The 14474-nt window shown below is 69.7% G+C and carries 14 protein-coding genes; 2 read left to right on the top strand and 12 right to left on the bottom strand.

The annotated features are described in order from the left end of the window. Positions 1 to 29: 29 nt before the first annotated feature. The 9 genes from KIH31_RS05630 to KIH31_RS05590 all read right to left on the bottom strand — a co-directional run bounded on the left by KIH31_RS05630 (position 30) and on the right by KIH31_RS05590 (position 9963). Complete coding sequence (locus KIH31_RS05630) at positions 30 to 2153, bottom strand: 3-hydroxyacyl-CoA dehydrogenase NAD-binding domain-containing protein (protein WP_214426089.1); 2124 nt, start codon at positions 2151 to 2153, stop codon at positions 30 to 32. Next, a complete protein-coding gene (locus tag KIH31_RS05625) occupies positions 2150 to 3397 on the bottom strand; it encodes an acetyl-CoA C-acyltransferase (RefSeq protein WP_214426088.1) in 1248 nt (415 codons plus the stop codon). The genes KIH31_RS05630 and KIH31_RS05625 overlap by 4 nt, the downstream gene beginning before the upstream one ends. A 109-nt stretch (positions 3398 to 3506) precedes the next feature. Continuing rightward, on the bottom strand, positions 3507 to 4838 hold the full coding sequence (locus KIH31_RS05620; protein ID WP_214426087.1) for an HRDC domain-containing protein: 1332 nt from the start codon (positions 4836 to 4838) through the stop codon (positions 3507 to 3509). Positions 4839 to 4926: 88 nt separating this feature from the next. Beyond that, positions 4927 to 5550 carry a DUF3000 domain-containing protein gene (locus KIH31_RS05615; protein ID WP_214426086.1) on the bottom strand — a complete coding sequence of 208 codons (624 nt, stop codon included), beginning with the start codon at positions 5548 to 5550 and terminating at the stop codon, positions 4927 to 4929. 49 nt (positions 5551 to 5599) lie between these two features. Then, entirely contained in the window at positions 5600 to 6703 is a 1104-nt protein-coding gene (locus tag KIH31_RS05610; RefSeq protein ID WP_214426085.1) for a low specificity L-threonine aldolase, read from the bottom strand. A 47-nt stretch (positions 6704 to 6750) separates the two neighbouring features. Beyond that, on the bottom strand, positions 6751 to 7458 hold the full coding sequence (locus KIH31_RS05605) for an SDR family NAD(P)-dependent oxidoreductase (RefSeq protein ID WP_214426084.1): 708 nt from the start codon (positions 7456 to 7458) through the stop codon (positions 6751 to 6753). Further along, on the bottom strand, positions 7458 to 8855 hold the full coding sequence (locus tag KIH31_RS05600) for a DUF6421 family protein (protein WP_307857553.1): 1398 nt from the start codon (positions 8853 to 8855) through the stop codon (positions 7458 to 7460). The genes KIH31_RS05605 and KIH31_RS05600 overlap by 1 nt, the downstream gene beginning before the upstream one ends. 161 nt (positions 8856 to 9016) lie before the next feature. Then, positions 9017 to 9457, bottom strand: coding sequence for a peptide-methionine (R)-S-oxide reductase MsrB (gene msrB, locus KIH31_RS05595; RefSeq protein ID WP_214426083.1), 441 nt, complete (start codon positions 9455 to 9457; stop codon positions 9017 to 9019). A 14-nt stretch (positions 9458 to 9471) separates the two neighbouring features. Further along, positions 9472 to 9963, bottom strand: coding sequence for a hypothetical protein (locus tag KIH31_RS05590; RefSeq protein WP_214426082.1), 492 nt, complete (start codon positions 9961 to 9963; stop codon positions 9472 to 9474). Positions 9964 to 10076: 113 nt separating this feature from the next. Here KIH31_RS05590 and KIH31_RS05585 point away from each other — a divergent pair, with 113 nt between their 5' ends. Further along, positions 10077 to 11339 carry a S9 family peptidase gene (locus tag KIH31_RS05585; protein WP_214426081.1) on the top strand — a complete coding sequence of 421 codons (1263 nt, stop codon included), beginning with the start codon at positions 10077 to 10079 and terminating at the stop codon, positions 11337 to 11339. Here KIH31_RS05585 and ybaK read toward each other — a convergent pair. Genes ybaK through KIH31_RS05570 form a run of 3 tightly spaced genes read right to left on the bottom strand, consistent with a single transcriptional unit; the run spans position 11336 to position 13222 of the window. Continuing rightward, complete coding sequence (ybaK, locus tag KIH31_RS05580) at positions 11336 to 11836, bottom strand: Cys-tRNA(Pro) deacylase (RefSeq protein ID WP_214426080.1); 501 nt, start codon at positions 11834 to 11836, stop codon at positions 11336 to 11338. The genes KIH31_RS05585 and ybaK overlap by 4 nt on opposite strands. Positions 11837 to 11843: 7 nt before the next feature. After that, the gene (locus KIH31_RS05575; RefSeq protein WP_307857552.1) at positions 11844 to 12281 is read right to left on the bottom strand and encodes a SufE family protein; all 438 of its coding nucleotides are present in this window, start codon (positions 12279 to 12281) and stop codon (positions 11844 to 11846) included. Positions 12282 to 12304: 23 nt separating this feature from the next. Next, positions 12305 to 13222, bottom strand: a complete 918-nt coding sequence (locus tag KIH31_RS05570; protein WP_214426078.1) for a sulfurtransferase — start codon at positions 13220 to 13222, stop codon at positions 12305 to 12307. Between the two features lie 211 nt (positions 13223 to 13433). Between KIH31_RS05570 and zapE the strand changes: the two genes are divergently transcribed. Further along, positions 13434 to 14471 carry a cell division protein ZapE gene (zapE, locus tag KIH31_RS05565; protein WP_214426077.1) on the top strand — a complete coding sequence of 346 codons (1038 nt, stop codon included), beginning with the start codon at positions 13434 to 13436 and terminating at the stop codon, positions 14469 to 14471. The last annotated feature ends 3 nt before the right edge of the window (positions 14472 to 14474 follow it).

Here is a 14474-nt window from a genome sequence, read left to right as displayed (position 1 = left end):
GACGCCGCCGCCGTCAACCAGCCTGTGGCTCAGAGCCCGTTCGGGTGGAACTTCCGTCCGAGGACCCGCTCGGAGGAGCCGGTGCGGTCCAGGTACGGAGTGATGCCGCCGAGGAACATGGGCCAGCCGGCGCCGGTGATCACGCACAGGTCGATGTCCTCCGGGGCGGCGACGACGCCCTCGTCGAGCATCCGGCCGATCTCGTCCGACAGCGCGTCCTGGGTCCGGCGCAGCACCTCCTCCGACGTCGACGGGCTGCTGCCGAAGCTCATCAGCGCCAAGGTGTCCTCGGTGACGACGTCGCGGCCCTCGGCGTCTTTCTCCCAGAGGCCCTTCCTGCCGGCGTCGATCAGCTTCTGCTGGTTGGCGGAGACGTGGAACCGGTCCCCGAACGCTGCGTGCAGGGACTCCTGCACGTGCTGGCCGACCGGCAGGCCGACGAGCGCGAGCAGCTTGAAGGGCGTCATCGGCAGTCCCATCGGCCGCAGCGCGTTGTCGGCGGTCGCCGCGTCCGTGCCCTCATCGAAGACGGCGGTGATCTCGCCGAACATGCGCCCGAGGATGCGGTTGACGACGAACGCCGCGGCGTCCTTGACCAGCACGGCCGTCTTGCGCAGGCCCTTGGCGAGGGCGAAGGCGGTCGCGAGGACGGCGTCGTCGGTCTTCGGCGCCCGCACGATCTCCAGCAGCGGCATGACCGCGACCGGGTTGAAGAAGTGGAAACCGACCAGGCGCTCCGGGTGCTGGAGGTCCTCCGCCATGGCGGTGACCGAGAGCGAGGACGTGTTGGTCGCCAGGATGCACTCCGGCGAAACGACGGCTTCGAGTTCGGCGAAGACCTGCTTCTTGACGGAGAGCTCCTCGAAGACCGCTTCGATGACGAAGTCGGCGTCCGCGAAGACCTCCTTGCTCACGGAACCGGTGACGAGGCTCTTGGTGCGGTTGGCCGCGTCGGGGGAGATGCGCTTCTTGGCCAGCAGCTTGTCCACCTCGGCGTGCACGTAGCCCACGCCCTTGTCCACGCGGGCCTGGTCGATGTCGGTCATCACCACGGGCACCTTGAGCTGGCGCGCGAAGAGCAGCGCCAGCTGGCTGGCCATCAGCCCCGCACCGACGACGCCGACCTTGGTTACCGGACGGGCGAGCGCGGCGTCGGGGGCTCCGGCGGGGCGCTTGGCGCGCTTCTGGACCAGATCCAGGAAGGCGTACACCGTGGAGTGGAACTCCGGCGTCTGCATCAGGTCCGCCAGCGCATCGCATTCGGCGTCGGCGGAGTCGGCCTGGGTCATCGTCTTACCGGCTTCGAGCAGGTCCAGGACCTTCGCCGGTGCAGGGGAGGCGTTGGCGGTCTTCGCTTCCACGAAGGCGCGCCCGGCGGCAACGGCGGCGTCCCATTCCTCCGACGCCTCGGCGGGGTCGACGGCGTGCGGGCGCTGCACAGTGGTCTCACCGGAGACGACGCGCGCGGCCCAAGCCAGCGACTGCTCAAGGAAATCGGCCGGTTCGAACACAGCGTCTGCGATGCCGAGCGCATACGCTTCCGCACCCTTGAGCGTGCGGTTGTTGCTTAGCGGGTTTTCGATCATGACCTTCACCGCGTTCGCGGGCCCGATCAGCCGGGGGAGCAGGTAGACGCCGCCCCAGCCCGGGACGAGCCCGAGGAAGGCCTCCGGCAGCCCGATGCCGGCGGCGCCGGAGGAGACCGTGCGGTAGGTGGACTGCAGGGCGATCTCCAGGCCGCCGCCGAGGGCGGTGCCATTGATGAACGCAAAGCTGGGCACCCCGAGGTTGGCGAGGGTGCCGTACACCTCGTGGCCCAGCTGGGCCATCCAGAGGCCGTGCTGGCGTTCCTTCAGGGTCTTGACCGCCGACAGGTCGGCGCCGGCCACGAGGTAGTAGGGCTTGCCGGTCACGCCGACGCCGACAATTTCGCCGGCTGCGGCGCGCTTCTTCAGTTCCTCGAGCCGCTGCCCGAGCTCGATCAGCGTGTTGGGGCCCAGCGTGGTGGGCTTGCGGGCGTCGAGGTCGTTGTCCAGCGTGATCAGGGCGAAGGTGCCGGCACCGCCGGGCAGCTCGATGTCCTGCACATAGGAGTGGGTGACCGTTTCGCCGGGGAACAGGTCGGCGAGAGGGGCGAAATCGTTGACACTCATGCTGCGTTTCCTTCGGTGTAGTGCGCGTTTTCCCAGATGACCGTGCCGCCCATGCCAAGGCCGATGCACATGGTGGTGATGCCGTAGCGGACCGACGGGTCCTGCTCGAACTGGCGGGCCAGCTGGGTCATCAGCCGGACGCCGGAGGACGCCAGCGGGTGGCCGACGGCGATTGCGCCGCCGTAGCGGTTGACGCGGGGGTCGTCGTCGGCGATGCCGAAGTGGTCCAGGAAGGAGAGCACCTGGACGGCGAAGGCCTCATTGATTTCGAACAAACCGATGTCCTCGATGCCGAGGCCGGCCAGCCGGAGGGCCTTCTCCGTGGAGGGGACGGGGCCGATGCCCATGACCTCGGGCTCGACGCCGGCGAAGGCGTAGGAGACCAGGCGCATCTTCACCGGCAGGCCGAGCTCGGCGGCGGCGTCGGCGGAAGCCAGCAGCGCCGCCGTCGCGCCGTCGTTCAGGCCCGCCGCGTTGCCCGCGGTGACCCGGCCGTGCGCGCGGAAGGGGGTGCGCAGTCCGGCGAGGTCCTCCAGCTGCGTGCCCGGCCGCGGCGGCTCATCGGTGGTATTCAGCGTCCAGCCCTGGCCGGGCTTCTTCGCAGCGACGGGCACCAGGTCAGGCTGGATGTGGCCGTCCTGGTAGGCCTGCTGCAGCTTCGCCTGGCTGGCGACGGCGTAGGCGTCGGCGCGCTCCTTGGTGATGGCCGGGAACCTGTCGTGCAGGTTTTCGGCCGTGTTGCCCATGTTCAGGGCCGCCGGGTCCACCAGCCGTTCGGTCTGGAAACGCGGATTCGGATCCACGCCCTGGCCCATCGGGTGGTTCCCCATGTGCTCGACGCCGCCGGCAATGACGACGTCGTAGGCGCCGAAGCCGATGCCGGACGCCGTGGTCGTCACGGCGGTCATCGCTCCGGCGCACATCCTGTCGATGGCGAATCCCGGAACGGTGCGGGGGAGGCCGGCCAGCAGGGCGGCGGTCCGGCCGATCGTCAGGCCCTGGTCCCCGGTCTGAGTGGTCGCGGCAATGGCGACGTCGTCCACGCGTTCGGCGGGCAGCGAGGGGTTGCGGCGCATCAGCTCCCGGATGCACTTGACCACCAGGTCGTCTGCGCGGGTCCCGGCATGGATGCCTTTTTCCCCGGCCTTGCCGAACGGGGTGCGGACGCCGTCCACGAACACCACGTCGCGCACGGCGGATCGGGCTGTCCTGGGTTGCTGTCCGGTATCGGTTGTCGCGTCCACCTGTTACTCCTCATCGAGATCGGCTTTCTCCGCGGGGGCTGCCCGCGGCACCGGATCACATGTTACTCGCGGGTAACTTAGTGGTGCAACACCCGTCCGGTCTGCGGGGTCACTCTGCGGAGGCCTGTTCCTTGCGCTCCTTGACCGGCAGCGGGTCAGGGTTCAGGAAGGCGTCCGTGAGCAGCGGGGCGCAGTGCTTGATCTGCCAGGGGCGCGCCCCAAGAGCGGCAAGCTCCCCGGCAACGGCTTCCTCGGTGATCCGGGCCGGCGGGCGCCAGCAGACCCGGCGCAGGAAGTCGGGGGTGAGCACGTTCTCCACCGGTATGCCGAGCGTCTCGGCGAGGGCGGCGATGCGGTTGCGGGCCGTGGCCAGCCGCGCGGCTGCCTCCGGGTCCCGGTCGGCCCAGACCCGCGGCGGCGGCGGGGCGTTGCTGGCCACGTGCAGCGGCGGCAGCTCCTCGAGCTGCCGCGCGCCGGCAATCGCCCGCACCCAGCGGGGCGCTTCGCGCTGTGCTGCACGGCCGTGGAAGCCCTTGGTGCTGAGCAGCTCGGGAACCGTCTGCGGCATGGACCTGGCCGCGGAGATGATGGCCGAGTCCGGGATGAGCCGGCCCGGCGCGACGTCGCGCTTCTGTGCCAGCTGGTCACGTTCGAGCCACAGCTCGCGCACCACTGCCAGTTGCCGGCGGTCGCGGAGCTGGTGCAGGCCGGAGGTGCGCCGCCAGGGGTCGGTGCGCGGCGGCTGCGGGCCGGCGGTGAGCAGTGCGGCGAACTCTTCGTGGGCGAATTCGAGCTTGTTCTGTTCCCGCAGCAGTTCCACCAGTTCCTCGCGCAGCTCCACCAGCACCTCGACGTCGAGGGCGGCATAGCGCAGCCACGGCTCCGGCAGCGGGCGCGTGGACCAGTCGGCGGCGGAGTGTTCTTTGGCGAGGCTGAAGCCGAGCAGCTGTTCGATCACGGCTGCCAGCCCGACCCGCGGGAGCCCGGCGAGGCGCGCGGCCAGTTCGGTGTCGAAGAGCTCGTCCGGCCACATGCCCAGCTCGGAGAGGCAGGGCAGGTCCTGGGTGGCGGCATGCAGGATCCACTCGACGCCGCTGAGGGCCTCGTTGATGATCTTCAGGTCGTTGAAAGGCTCCGGGTCGATCAGCCAGGTTCCGGCGCCCTCGCGGCGGATCTGCACCAGGAAGGCGCGCTGGCCGTAGCGGAACCCGGAGGCGCGCTCGGCGTCGACTGCGGCGGGACCGGTGCCGGCTGCCAGCGCGGCGGCGGCGCGGGCCAGGCCCTCGTCGGTGGCAATGACCGGAGGGATGCCTTCCCTGGGTTCGCTGAGCTCGACCACTGAGGGGATCTCGCCGTCGAAACCTTCAATCCCCAGTTCCTCGGCTGTCGGCGGGGCGGGGGCCTCGGCGGCCTGGGCATCGTGTGGGTTCTGCGTGGTCATGTCACTTTCAGTCTAATCGGGGCGCAGATTGTTTCCTAAGTCAACTGATGCGCCCGGCCAGCAGCGGCTCTGCCTGACATCTCCGGGCCTAACTTCTCCTGTGCGGCAGGGCGCGGACACCCTCGGGCAGCGGGGGGAGCCCGGCAAAGGTGCACACCATGTCCGACCACGCCTCCAGATGGGCCTGGACGTCGGCCTCGGCTGGTGTCCAGGACGCCCGCAGTTCGATGTCGATGGAATCCTGCCGTTCGGACAGGGTGCCGTAGCTCTCCGAGAGGATACGGGTCGCGGTCCCGCCGGCCGAGCGGTACGCGGCCCGGTGGCTGTCCAGGGCCTCGACGAGCCAGGTCCAGGCGACCGAACCGAGCATCGCATCGTTGCCCATGTCCGGCTCCAGCTGGGCCCGGATGTAGGTCACGATCCGGAAAGTGCCCTCCCAGACGTCGGAGCCTTCCGGGTCGTGGAGCAGGATGAAACGGCCGGTCGCCAGTTCCTGCGGGTCCGCCTGCGGCGCCGCCAGCATGGCCGGCCCGTGCACGGCACGGCGCGCGGGGTCCGGCCCGATGACCTCGGCCCCGAGGGCGACGGCGAACGGCGCGAGGCGGGAGGGCGCCGGGATTTCTTCCAGCCGCAGCTCACTCCGGCACCGGGCCCGCCGGAGGGCTCCCAGTGCGACCAGAAAGTCCGAAGGTACCTGTGCTAGCGCGGTCACGTACGAAGCGTAAGTCGTGCCTCAGACAGTGCGCGGCAGGCGCGCCGTCTCAGGCCCCGAGCTCGCGGGCGACGGCTGCGACGAACGCGTCGACGTCGTCCTCGGTGGTGTCGAACGAGCACATCCAGCGCACCTCACCGGTCGACGCGTCCCAGTCGTAGAACCGGAAGGCTTCGCGGATCCGGTCGGCGGTGCCCTGCGGCAGCACGGCGAAGACGGCGTTCGCTTCGGTGGGCTGCGTGGGCCGCACCCCGTCGATGGCTTCGACGCCGGCCCGGAGCCGGGCGGCCATCGCGTTCGAGTGCGAAGCGGAGCGCAGCCAGAGGTCATCCTCGAGCAGGGCGATGAACTGCGCGGAGATGAAGCGCATCTTGGAGGCCAGCTGCATGTTCATCTTGCGCAGGTACTTCAGACCGGAGTCCGCCTCGGGGTTCAGCACGACCACCGCTTCGCCGTAGAGCAGGCCGTTCTTGGTGCCGCCGAAGGAGAGCACGTCCACGCCCGCGTCCGTGGTGAACTCGCGCAGCGGGACGCCAAGGTAGGCGGCGGCGTTGGCCAGCCGGGCGCCGTCCATGTGCACCTTCATGCCCAGCGCGTGCGCATGCTCGGTGATGGCCCGGACCTCGGCCGGGGTGTAGGTGGTGCCCAGCTCGGTGGACTGGGCGATGGAGACGGCGAGCGGCTGGGCGCGGTGCTCGTCACCCCAGCCCCAGGCTTCCTTGTCGATGAGCTCGGGCGTGAGCTTGCCGTCGGCCGAGGCGACCTGGAGCAGCTTCATGCCGCCGATGCGCTCGGGCGCGCCGTTTTCGTCCATGTTGATGTGGGCGGTCTGCGTGCACACGACGGCGCCCCAGCGCGGCAGCAGGGACTGCAGGCCCAGCACGTTCGCCGCGGTTCCGTTGAAGACCGGGAAGGCCGTCGCGGCTGCGCCGAAGTGGCCGCGGATCACTTCCTGGAGCCGCTCGGTGTACACGTCCTCGCCGTAGGAAACCTGGTGGCCGTCGTTGGCCGCTGCGAGGGCGGCGAGGATCTCCGGGTGGACGCCCGAATAGTTGTCGGAGGCGAAGCCGCGCAGCTGCGGGTCGTGCAGGCGGACGGGGGAGGGCAGGGCAGTGCTGGTCACGTCGTGGGTCACTCTTCCAGTATGGTGCATCGCTTTAGTGGATATCGGGGATTGCGGGGAGCCCGGGGTACTGCGGGTCAGAGCACCCGGCGTGCGCCGTTGAGCCCGCCGGCGGGCTCCTCGAACAGGGCTGTGCACGCGTCGGCGACGGCGGTCACGTCGGTGAAGCCGGGGAAGCGGCGCTCCGGGTGGGCGCTGCGCATGGCGTCGTCGACGAGCGCCTTGACGGCGAACACGACGGCGGCGCTGTGCAGGTCGGTGCCCTGGGCGGCCGCGAAGCCGCTGGCCACAGCCCGCACCCACGTTTCCGCCGCGGCCTTGGCTGCGGCATAGTCCGCGCCGCCGGCGGTCGGGGACGTGACGGCGGTGGAGGAGACGATGGCCAGCCGGCCGGCGGCGGAGGCCAGCAGGTCGTCGTAGAACGCGCGGACCACGTTGCGCAGGGTGGTGACGATGTTGCGGGAAAGGAACTCCCAGTCGGCGTCGGTCTGGCCGGTGATGCCGTCCGCGCCGCGCCAGCCGCCGACCAGGTGCAGCACCCCGTCGACCTTCCCGAACCGCTCGTGCACGTCGGCGGCCAGCACCTGCACGGCGGGGGCGTCGGCGAGGTCGCACACCAGCGGTACGGCACCGCCGGCTGCGGCTGCGGCTTCCTCGATCCGCCCGCGGTCGCTGCCCACCATCAGCACCCGGGCGCCGGCGGCGCGCAGCGCACGGGCGGCGGCGATGCCGGCAGCACTGCTGCCGCCGGCGATCAGGACCGTCCGCGCCGAAAGGTCGGCCATCAGGCGGCGTCCGCGGCGGTTCCGGCGTCGGTTTCGCCGGTGATGCCGGCGGTCGACTCGATCACCGGGCGCATCTTCTTTTCGAGCGCCTCGTAGAACATCGACAGCGGGAATTCGTCGTCGAGCACCTGGTCGGTGAGGCCGCGCGGAGCTCCGCTGAGCGGCAGCGCCTCCGGGCCCTTTGCCCACACGGATGCCGGGTGCGGGGTGAGCGTGTCCGAGACGAGTTCGTAGGCGGCGAGCCAGTGGGCGATCTTGGGCCGGTCGATGGAGCGCCAGTAGAGGTCCTCGATCTTGCGGCCGAGGGCTATCACGACGTCGGGCACCGCGGCCCAGTCGATGCTGAGCTTGGTGTCGGTCCAGTGCAGCACGTGGTGCTGGTGGAGCCAGGCGAACAGCAACTGGCCGCCCAGGCCGTCGTAGTTGCGCACCCGGGATCCGGTCAGGGCGAAGCGGAAGATCCGGTCGAAGATCACCGCGTACTGCACGAGCCGCGCGTGCCGGCGGGCTTCGGGGGAGGCCTTCTCGTCCTTTTCGATCCGGACCGACTCGCGGAATGCGGTGAGGTCGCAGCGCAGTTCCTCGAGCGAGTACAGGAAGTACGGCATCCGCTGCTTGATCATGAACGGGTCGAAGGGAAGGTCGCCGCGCATGTGCGTCCGGTCGTGGATCAGGTCCCACATCACGAAGGTTTCCTCCGCGAGCTGCTGGTCCTCCAGCAGTTCCGCGGCGTCGGCCGGAAGCTCCAGCGACGTCACCTCGGCGGCCGCGCGGATCACGCGGCGGAAACGTGCAGCTTCGCGGTCCGCGAAGATCGCGCCCCAGGTGAACGTCGGGGTCTCGCGCACCGCAACGGTTTCCGGGAACAGGACCGCCGAATTCGTGTCGTAGCCCGGCGTGAAGTCGAGGAAGCGGATCGGCACGAAGAGCTTGTTCGAGTAATCCCCGGCTTCCAGGTCGGCCACGAAGTCCGGCCAGACCACCTCGACCAGTACCGCCTCGACGAGCCGGTTGCTGCTGCCGTTCTGGGTGTACATCGGGAACACCACGAGGTGCTGCAACCCGTCGGCCCGGTTCAACTGCGGCTGGAAGGCCTGCAGGGAGTCGAGGAAGTCCGGGACGCCGAATCCGCCTTCGGACCAGCTCCGGAAGTCAGTGACCAGGCGGGCCAGGTAGTCGGCGTCATGCGGGAAGGCGGGCGCCAGTTCCTCGACCGCGGAAATGATGGTCCGCACGCGCTCCGCAGCCGTCCCGTGCGCCGACGGGTCCGGAATGGACCCGTTCTGCTCCTGCAGCGGCTGCAGCGCGGCGGCAGCGGCCTTCAGTCGGAGCCACGCCGGATCCGCCGCGGTCACGCGGTGGTTGGCGGCCAGGAACACGGCGTTGGTTTCGAACACTGTCGGGCCTTTCTTCAGCGGAGCGCAAGGATCCCTTCCAGCGTAGCCAGACGCAAGGACACCTGTTCTATCAAGGGCCGAAGAATAAGAAAGACTTAGGCTCGGAACGCCAAGGAGCGCCTGCTCCGCGCGGAAGCAGGCGCCCCGGGTTGGCCTCGCGCTCAGCCTTCGACGGGACGCAGCCGCAGCGAGATCGAGTTGATGCAGTACCGCTGGTCCGTGGGAGTGTCGTATCCCTCGCCCTCGAAGACATGGCCCAGGTGCGAATCACAGCTGGCGCAGCGGACCTCGATGCGCTCCATGCCCAGGGTGCGGTCGTGCAGGTACTTGACCGTGCCCTCGGCCAGCGGGGCCCAGAAGGACGGCCAGCCGCAGTGCGAATCGAACTTCTCCTTGCTGGTGAACAGTTCTGCCCCGCAGGCGCGGCACGTGTAGACGCCGGCAGTGTGCGTGTCCCAGAACTCGCCGGTGTAGGGCCGCTCCGTACCCGCCTGCCGGAGCACCTGGTACTCCTCGGGGGTCAGTTCCTGGCGCCACTGCTCATCACTCTTCAGGGCAGCGTTCTTCACGGCAGGTGTCCGGGTCTCTCGTTCAATGCTCATGGTCCTCTTAACGCTCAGGAATCGCCGATGAATCCCGACCCCGAGTACAGGTGCAGTACCGGAAGGCCGAGTTTGTGCTGGGCCTTGTTGGCCCAGTCGGTGTGGAAGGTGTCCGAAATGGCGTGCGGCCGGGTGACGACGACGGCCTGGCTGGCCCCGGTCTGCCCGACCTTGGCCACGAGGGCGGCCACCGGGTCGCCCTCGACGACCTCGCCGGACACCGGTGCGCCGGCGGCGCGCAGTGCCGCCAGGGAGGCTTCCAGTGCGACACTGGCCTCAGCCCTCGCCTCGGTGGCATTCGGCCCCCGTTCGCCAAGTTCCCGGAAGGCCCGGGCGACGTCGAGCAGGGAAAGGTTCTCGAGGAAGTCCACGAGCAGGTTCCGCTCGGTGTCGGCGGGCACGAGGACGACGAGTCCGGCGTCGGTCCCCTCCCGCAGGCTGTTGATATTACGGACATCCGCGCCGGTCAGCGGCTCTTCGGTGAGAATCACGATGCTCTCGCTCATGCCCCTAGCGTAGCGCCGGGGGCCGGTGCTGTCAGACGGGGCGGCCGGACGGCACGCGACACCCTGCGGCCGGCCTGCTCGACCCGGCTCCGCACGCCGGTCAGAATGGAGCCATGGCAACCTCTGCGGCCCCTGCGACCGGTCCGACGCGCGTCCCCGCCCCGTCGTGGGTGAAATGGACCGGGGTCGGCATCGGCATCGGCGCGGCCGCCGGCTCGCTGGCCGCTGCCGTCACTTCCGGGGCGGCGACGTATTTCGCCCGCCGGGTGGTGACCCCGCTGCCGACGCGGGCGGAGGACCAGGAAATCCTCGCGGTGATCAGCGCGGGAGCCGAGCAGCAAGTCATCCTGCGGGCCAACGACGACACGGTGGTGCCGGGCCGGTACAGCCTGTTCTTTGACGGCGGCCGGGGCCACGCGGTGATCGGTGCCGTCCGTTCCTACGTGCCCCGCGAGGGAACCGTGCTGCGCGTGGTGGAGCGGGTTTACAGCGGGGACCTTTCCGCCGCCCGCCGCGGCTACTGGAGCGGTGCCGTCTACGCGGACCCGGCCGCCGTCGGCCTCGCGGAGGAAGAAGTCCAGCTCGCCCTGGAGAACGGATCCGCCCCGGCGTGGCTGGTGCGCGCCGAGAACGACGCGCAGAATGACGCGCAGACCTGGGCCATCATGGTGCACGGCCGCGGTGCTTCCCGGATGGAAGGGCTGCGGGCCGTGCGCCCGGCCCGCGACCTGGGTATGACCAGCCTGGTGATTTCCTACCGCAACGACGGCGAGGCACCGGCGGCCGAGGACGGCCGGTACGGACTGGGCATGACGGAGTGGCGCGACGTCGACGCGGCGATTGAGTACGCGCTGGCGAACGGGGCCGCCGACGTCGTCCTGTTCGGCTGGTCGATGGGCGGGGCGATCTGCCTGCAGACGGTCGACAGGTCCCGGCACCGTCAGCGCATCCGGGCGCTCGTGCTGGACGCCCCGGTGGTGGACTGGGTGGACGTGCTGGCGCACCAGGCGGAGCTGAACCGGATCCCGTCCGCGGCCGGCAGGCTGGGCCAGCTCCTGATCAGCCATCCGCTGGGCCGCCGGCTCACCGGGCTCGCCGCTCCGCTGGACCTGAAAAGCATGGACTGGGTGACCCGCGCGGAGGAACTGCGCACACCCACGCTGATCGTGCATAGCGTCGACGACGAGTTTGTGCCTTACGGTCCTTCGCAGGAGCTCGCGCTGCGGAACCCGCAGATCGTCACCTTCGTCCCGTTCCACGGCGCCCTGCACACCAAGGAGTGGAATGTTGATCCGCAGCGGTGGGAGACCGTGGTGACGTCCTGGCTCGCCCCGCGCCTGCGGGCCAGCCGTCCGGGCTCGCAGGCGACTGCCTAGCGCTGGCCCGGACTGCCGATCGGGGCGATGACGGCGCGGGTCAGGGTCTGCAGGTCCGCGGGCGAGAGCTCGATGTCGAGCCCGCGCCGGCCGCCGGAGACGAGGATCCGGTCGTGCTCGAGCGCGCTCGAGTCGATCACCGTGGGGGAGGGCTGCCGCTGGCCAAGCGGCGAAATGCCGCCCAGGACATAGCCGGTGCGGCGTTCGGCGTCCCGGGGGTCGGCCATGGCGGCTTTCTTCGCGCCGAAGGCCGCCGCGCACGCTTTCAGGTCCAGGTTCCCGCTGACCGGCACGACGGCGACCGCGAGCCTGCCCTCGACCTGGACCATCAGGGTCTTGAACACCCGGGCCGGGTCGACGCCGAGCGCTTCCGCCGCCTCCAGTCCGAACTGCGTCTGGGCCGGATCATGCTCGTACGCCCTGACCTCGAACGGCACGCCGGCCTTGGTGAGGGCCGCCGTCGCCGGGGTCCCTGCGGAGGCGTGCTTGTGGCTCATCGCAGCGTCAGCCGGCGGAGGCGGCGGCCAGCTGGCGCTTGATGCGGCCGAGCATCGCGGTCATGCCCCGCATCCGCAGGGGCGTGATGGCCCGGGTCAGGCCCAGCTGCTCCGGCATGTCGTCGGGCACCGCGAGGATCTCGGCGGGGCTCAGCCCGTCAAGGCCTTCGTGCAGCACGCCGGCGAAGCCCCGCGTCGTGGGGGCCTCCTGCGGCGCCTTGAAGTAGAGGCGGACGACGTCGCCGTCGACCTCCACGGTCAGGAACAGCGGCGACTGGCACTCCACGACCTGCTCGAGCAGTTCCGGGTGGTCGCTCAGGCGTTCGGGGAGCTCGGGCAGGGAGCGGGAGAACTCCAGCAGCAGCTGGAGCCGCTCCCGCTCCTCCAAGGCCTGGAAGTCATCGACAATTTCGGCCAGCGATGCCGGCAGTGCGGTGGTACTCACAGGCTCAAGTCTACGGCTGATGCCTAGCGGGCGGCCGGGACGGAGCCCCGCTCGCTGCCCTTCACGATCGGCACCCGTACGGCGTTGCCCCATTCGGTCCAGGATCCGTCGTAGTTGCGCACCGTGTCGAAACCGAGCAGGTACTTCAACGCGAACCAGGTGTGGCTGGAGCGTTCGCCGATCCGGCAGTAGGCGATGACGTCGTCGCCGGGCTTCAGCCCCGCCTCGCCCAGGTACAGGTTCTCGAGCTCCTGCCGGCTGCGGTAGGTGCTGTCCTCGGCCGCTGCCTTCGCCCACGGGATGGACGCCGCCGTCGGGATGTGGCCGCCGCGCAGTGCGCCCTCTTCGGGGTAGGCCGGCATGTGGGTGCGGGCGCCGGAGTATTCCTCGGGGGAGCGGACGTCGATCAGCGGCCGGCCCAGGTGGGCGAGCACATCTTCCTTGAAAGCCCGGATCGGGGCGTCGTTGCGCTCGACCACCGGGTAGTCCACGGCGGTGACGTCGGTTTCCTCGGTGGTCAGGCTCCGGCCCTCGGCGACCCACTTGTCGCGTCCGCCGTCGAGCAGGCGCACGTCCTCGTGGCCGAACAAGGTGAAGACCCACAGGGCATAGGCGGCCCACCAGTTGCTTTTGTCGCCGTAGATGACAACCGTGGTGTCCCGGCCGATGCCCTTCGAGCCCGCAAGCTTGGCGAAGGCTGCGCCGTCCACGTAGTCGCGGGTCACTTCGTCATTGAGGTCGGTGTGCCAGTCGATCTTCACCGCGCCCGGAATGTGTCCGGTTTCATACAGCAGGACGTCCTCGTCGGATTCGACGATCACGAGGGAACCGTCCTTGGTGGCGCCGGACTCGATGGCCTGAGCCAGCCAGCCGGTGGAGACCAGTCGTTCCGGGTGGGCGTAGGCGGCAAACTTTTCGTTCTGTTCTGCGGGGTAGGGCATGGAAGTACCTTTCGCGTTGTGCGTCGCTAGCCGTCCGGACGGTTGACGCACCGGCCGGCACCTCTCCTGCTCCACGATAGTCACTCCGGCAGGCACCATGCGCCGTGCGGTCACAAGCAGTCACACAGGAGCCGGTATTGTTGCATAGCGGCGGCCCCGAGGTGCCGCCTCAGCATTGCGCCCTGCGGCGCGGAGGAGGAACGGACCACCAGTGGTACACATCGAGCAGCTCGTCTCACGGACGCCCGCGGTATCCGTCGATGAACTCCTCCAGGGCTTCTACCCCTCGCCGCGCTTCGGCTCGGTGTCCTTCGGCAGCTACCGGCCGGACCCGTCCCAGCCGTCCCAGGCAGCAGCGGTGCGCGCCCTGGAGGACTTCGCCGGCTCTGTGAACGAGAAGGCGCCCAGCGGCCTGCGCAAGCTCTTCGGCGGCAAGAAGCCTGCCGGCCGGGCGGGCATCTATCTCGACGGCGGTTTCGGCGTCGGAAAGACGCACCTGCTCGCCTCGCTCTGGCACGCCGTCGAGGGCCCCAAAGCCTTCGGCACTTTCGTGGAGTACACCAACCTGGTCGGCGCGCTGTCCTTCCGCAAGACCGTCGAGGCGCTGAGCAGCTACAAGCTGGTCTGTATCGACGAGTTCGAGCTCGACGACCCGGGGGACACCGTGCTGATGTCCCGGCTGATGCGTGAGCTCGCCGACGCCGGCGTGAAGCTGGCCGCGACCTCGAACACGCTGCCCGGTTCGCTGGGGGAGGGCCGCTTCGCCGCGGTCGACTTCCAGCGCGAAATCCAGGTGCTGAGCGACCAGTTCGACGTCGTCCGGATCGACGGCGAGGACTACCGGCACCGCGGGCTTCCCGTGCCGCCGGAACCGGTGCCCGAAAAGCACCTGCGTGAGCGGATGCGGGCCGAATTCGACGGCCAGGTCGTCGCTGCGGACAACTTCGGGTCCCTGATCGGCCACCTCGCCGGCGTCCACCCAAGCCGGTACCGGCAGCTCATCGACGGCATTGACGCCGTCGTCTGGCACAACGTGCACACCATCACTGAACAGTCGGTGGCGCTGCGCTTCGTGGTGCTCGCCGACAGGCTGTACGACAAGGACGTGCCGATCCTGGCCAGCGGGGTTCCCTTTGACGAGCTGTTCACACCCGAAATGATGGGCGGCGGCTACATGAAGAAGTACTACCGGGCCGTTTCCAGGCTGACCGCCCTCGCCCGCGAAGGCCAGGAGCACGTCCCGGCCTGAGGG

Source organism: Paenarthrobacter sp. DKR-5 (genome assembly GCF_018531425.1).
GTDB lineage: Bacteria > Actinomycetota > Actinomycetes > Actinomycetales > Micrococcaceae > DKR-5.
This window is presented reverse-complemented; position numbering and strand designations above follow the sequence as displayed.

Coding starts and splice junctions, on each gene's coding strand:
- KIH31_RS05590 (WP_214426082.1), bottom strand. CDS start 9,963: ATGAGCGAGAGCATCGTGATTCTCACCGAAGAGCCGCTGACCGGCGCG.
- KIH31_RS05570 (WP_214426078.1), bottom strand. CDS start 13,222: ATGCCCTACCCCGCAGAACAGAACGAAAAGTTTGCCGCCTACGCCCAC.
- KIH31_RS05605 (WP_214426084.1), bottom strand. CDS start 7,458: ATGGCCGACCTTTCGGCGCGGACGGTCCTGATCGCCGGCGGCAGCAGT.
- KIH31_RS05630 (WP_214426089.1), bottom strand. CDS start 2,153: ATGAGTGTCAACGATTTCGCCCCTCTCGCCGACCTGTTCCCCGGCGAA.
- KIH31_RS05610 (WP_214426085.1), bottom strand. CDS start 6,703: ATGCACCATACTGGAAGAGTGACCCACGACGTGACCAGCACTGCCCTG.
- KIH31_RS05585 (WP_214426081.1), top strand. CDS start 10,077: ATGGCAACCTCTGCGGCCCCTGCGACCGGTCCGACGCGCGTCCCCGCC.
- msrB (WP_214426083.1), bottom strand. CDS start 9,457: ATGAGCATTGAACGAGAGACCCGGACACCTGCCGTGAAGAACGCTGCC.
- ybaK (WP_214426080.1), bottom strand. CDS start 11,836: ATGAGCCACAAGCACGCCTCCGCAGGGACCCCGGCGACGGCGGCCCTC.
- KIH31_RS05620 (WP_214426087.1), bottom strand. CDS start 4,838: ATGACCACGCAGAACCCACACGATGCCCAGGCCGCCGAGGCCCCCGCC.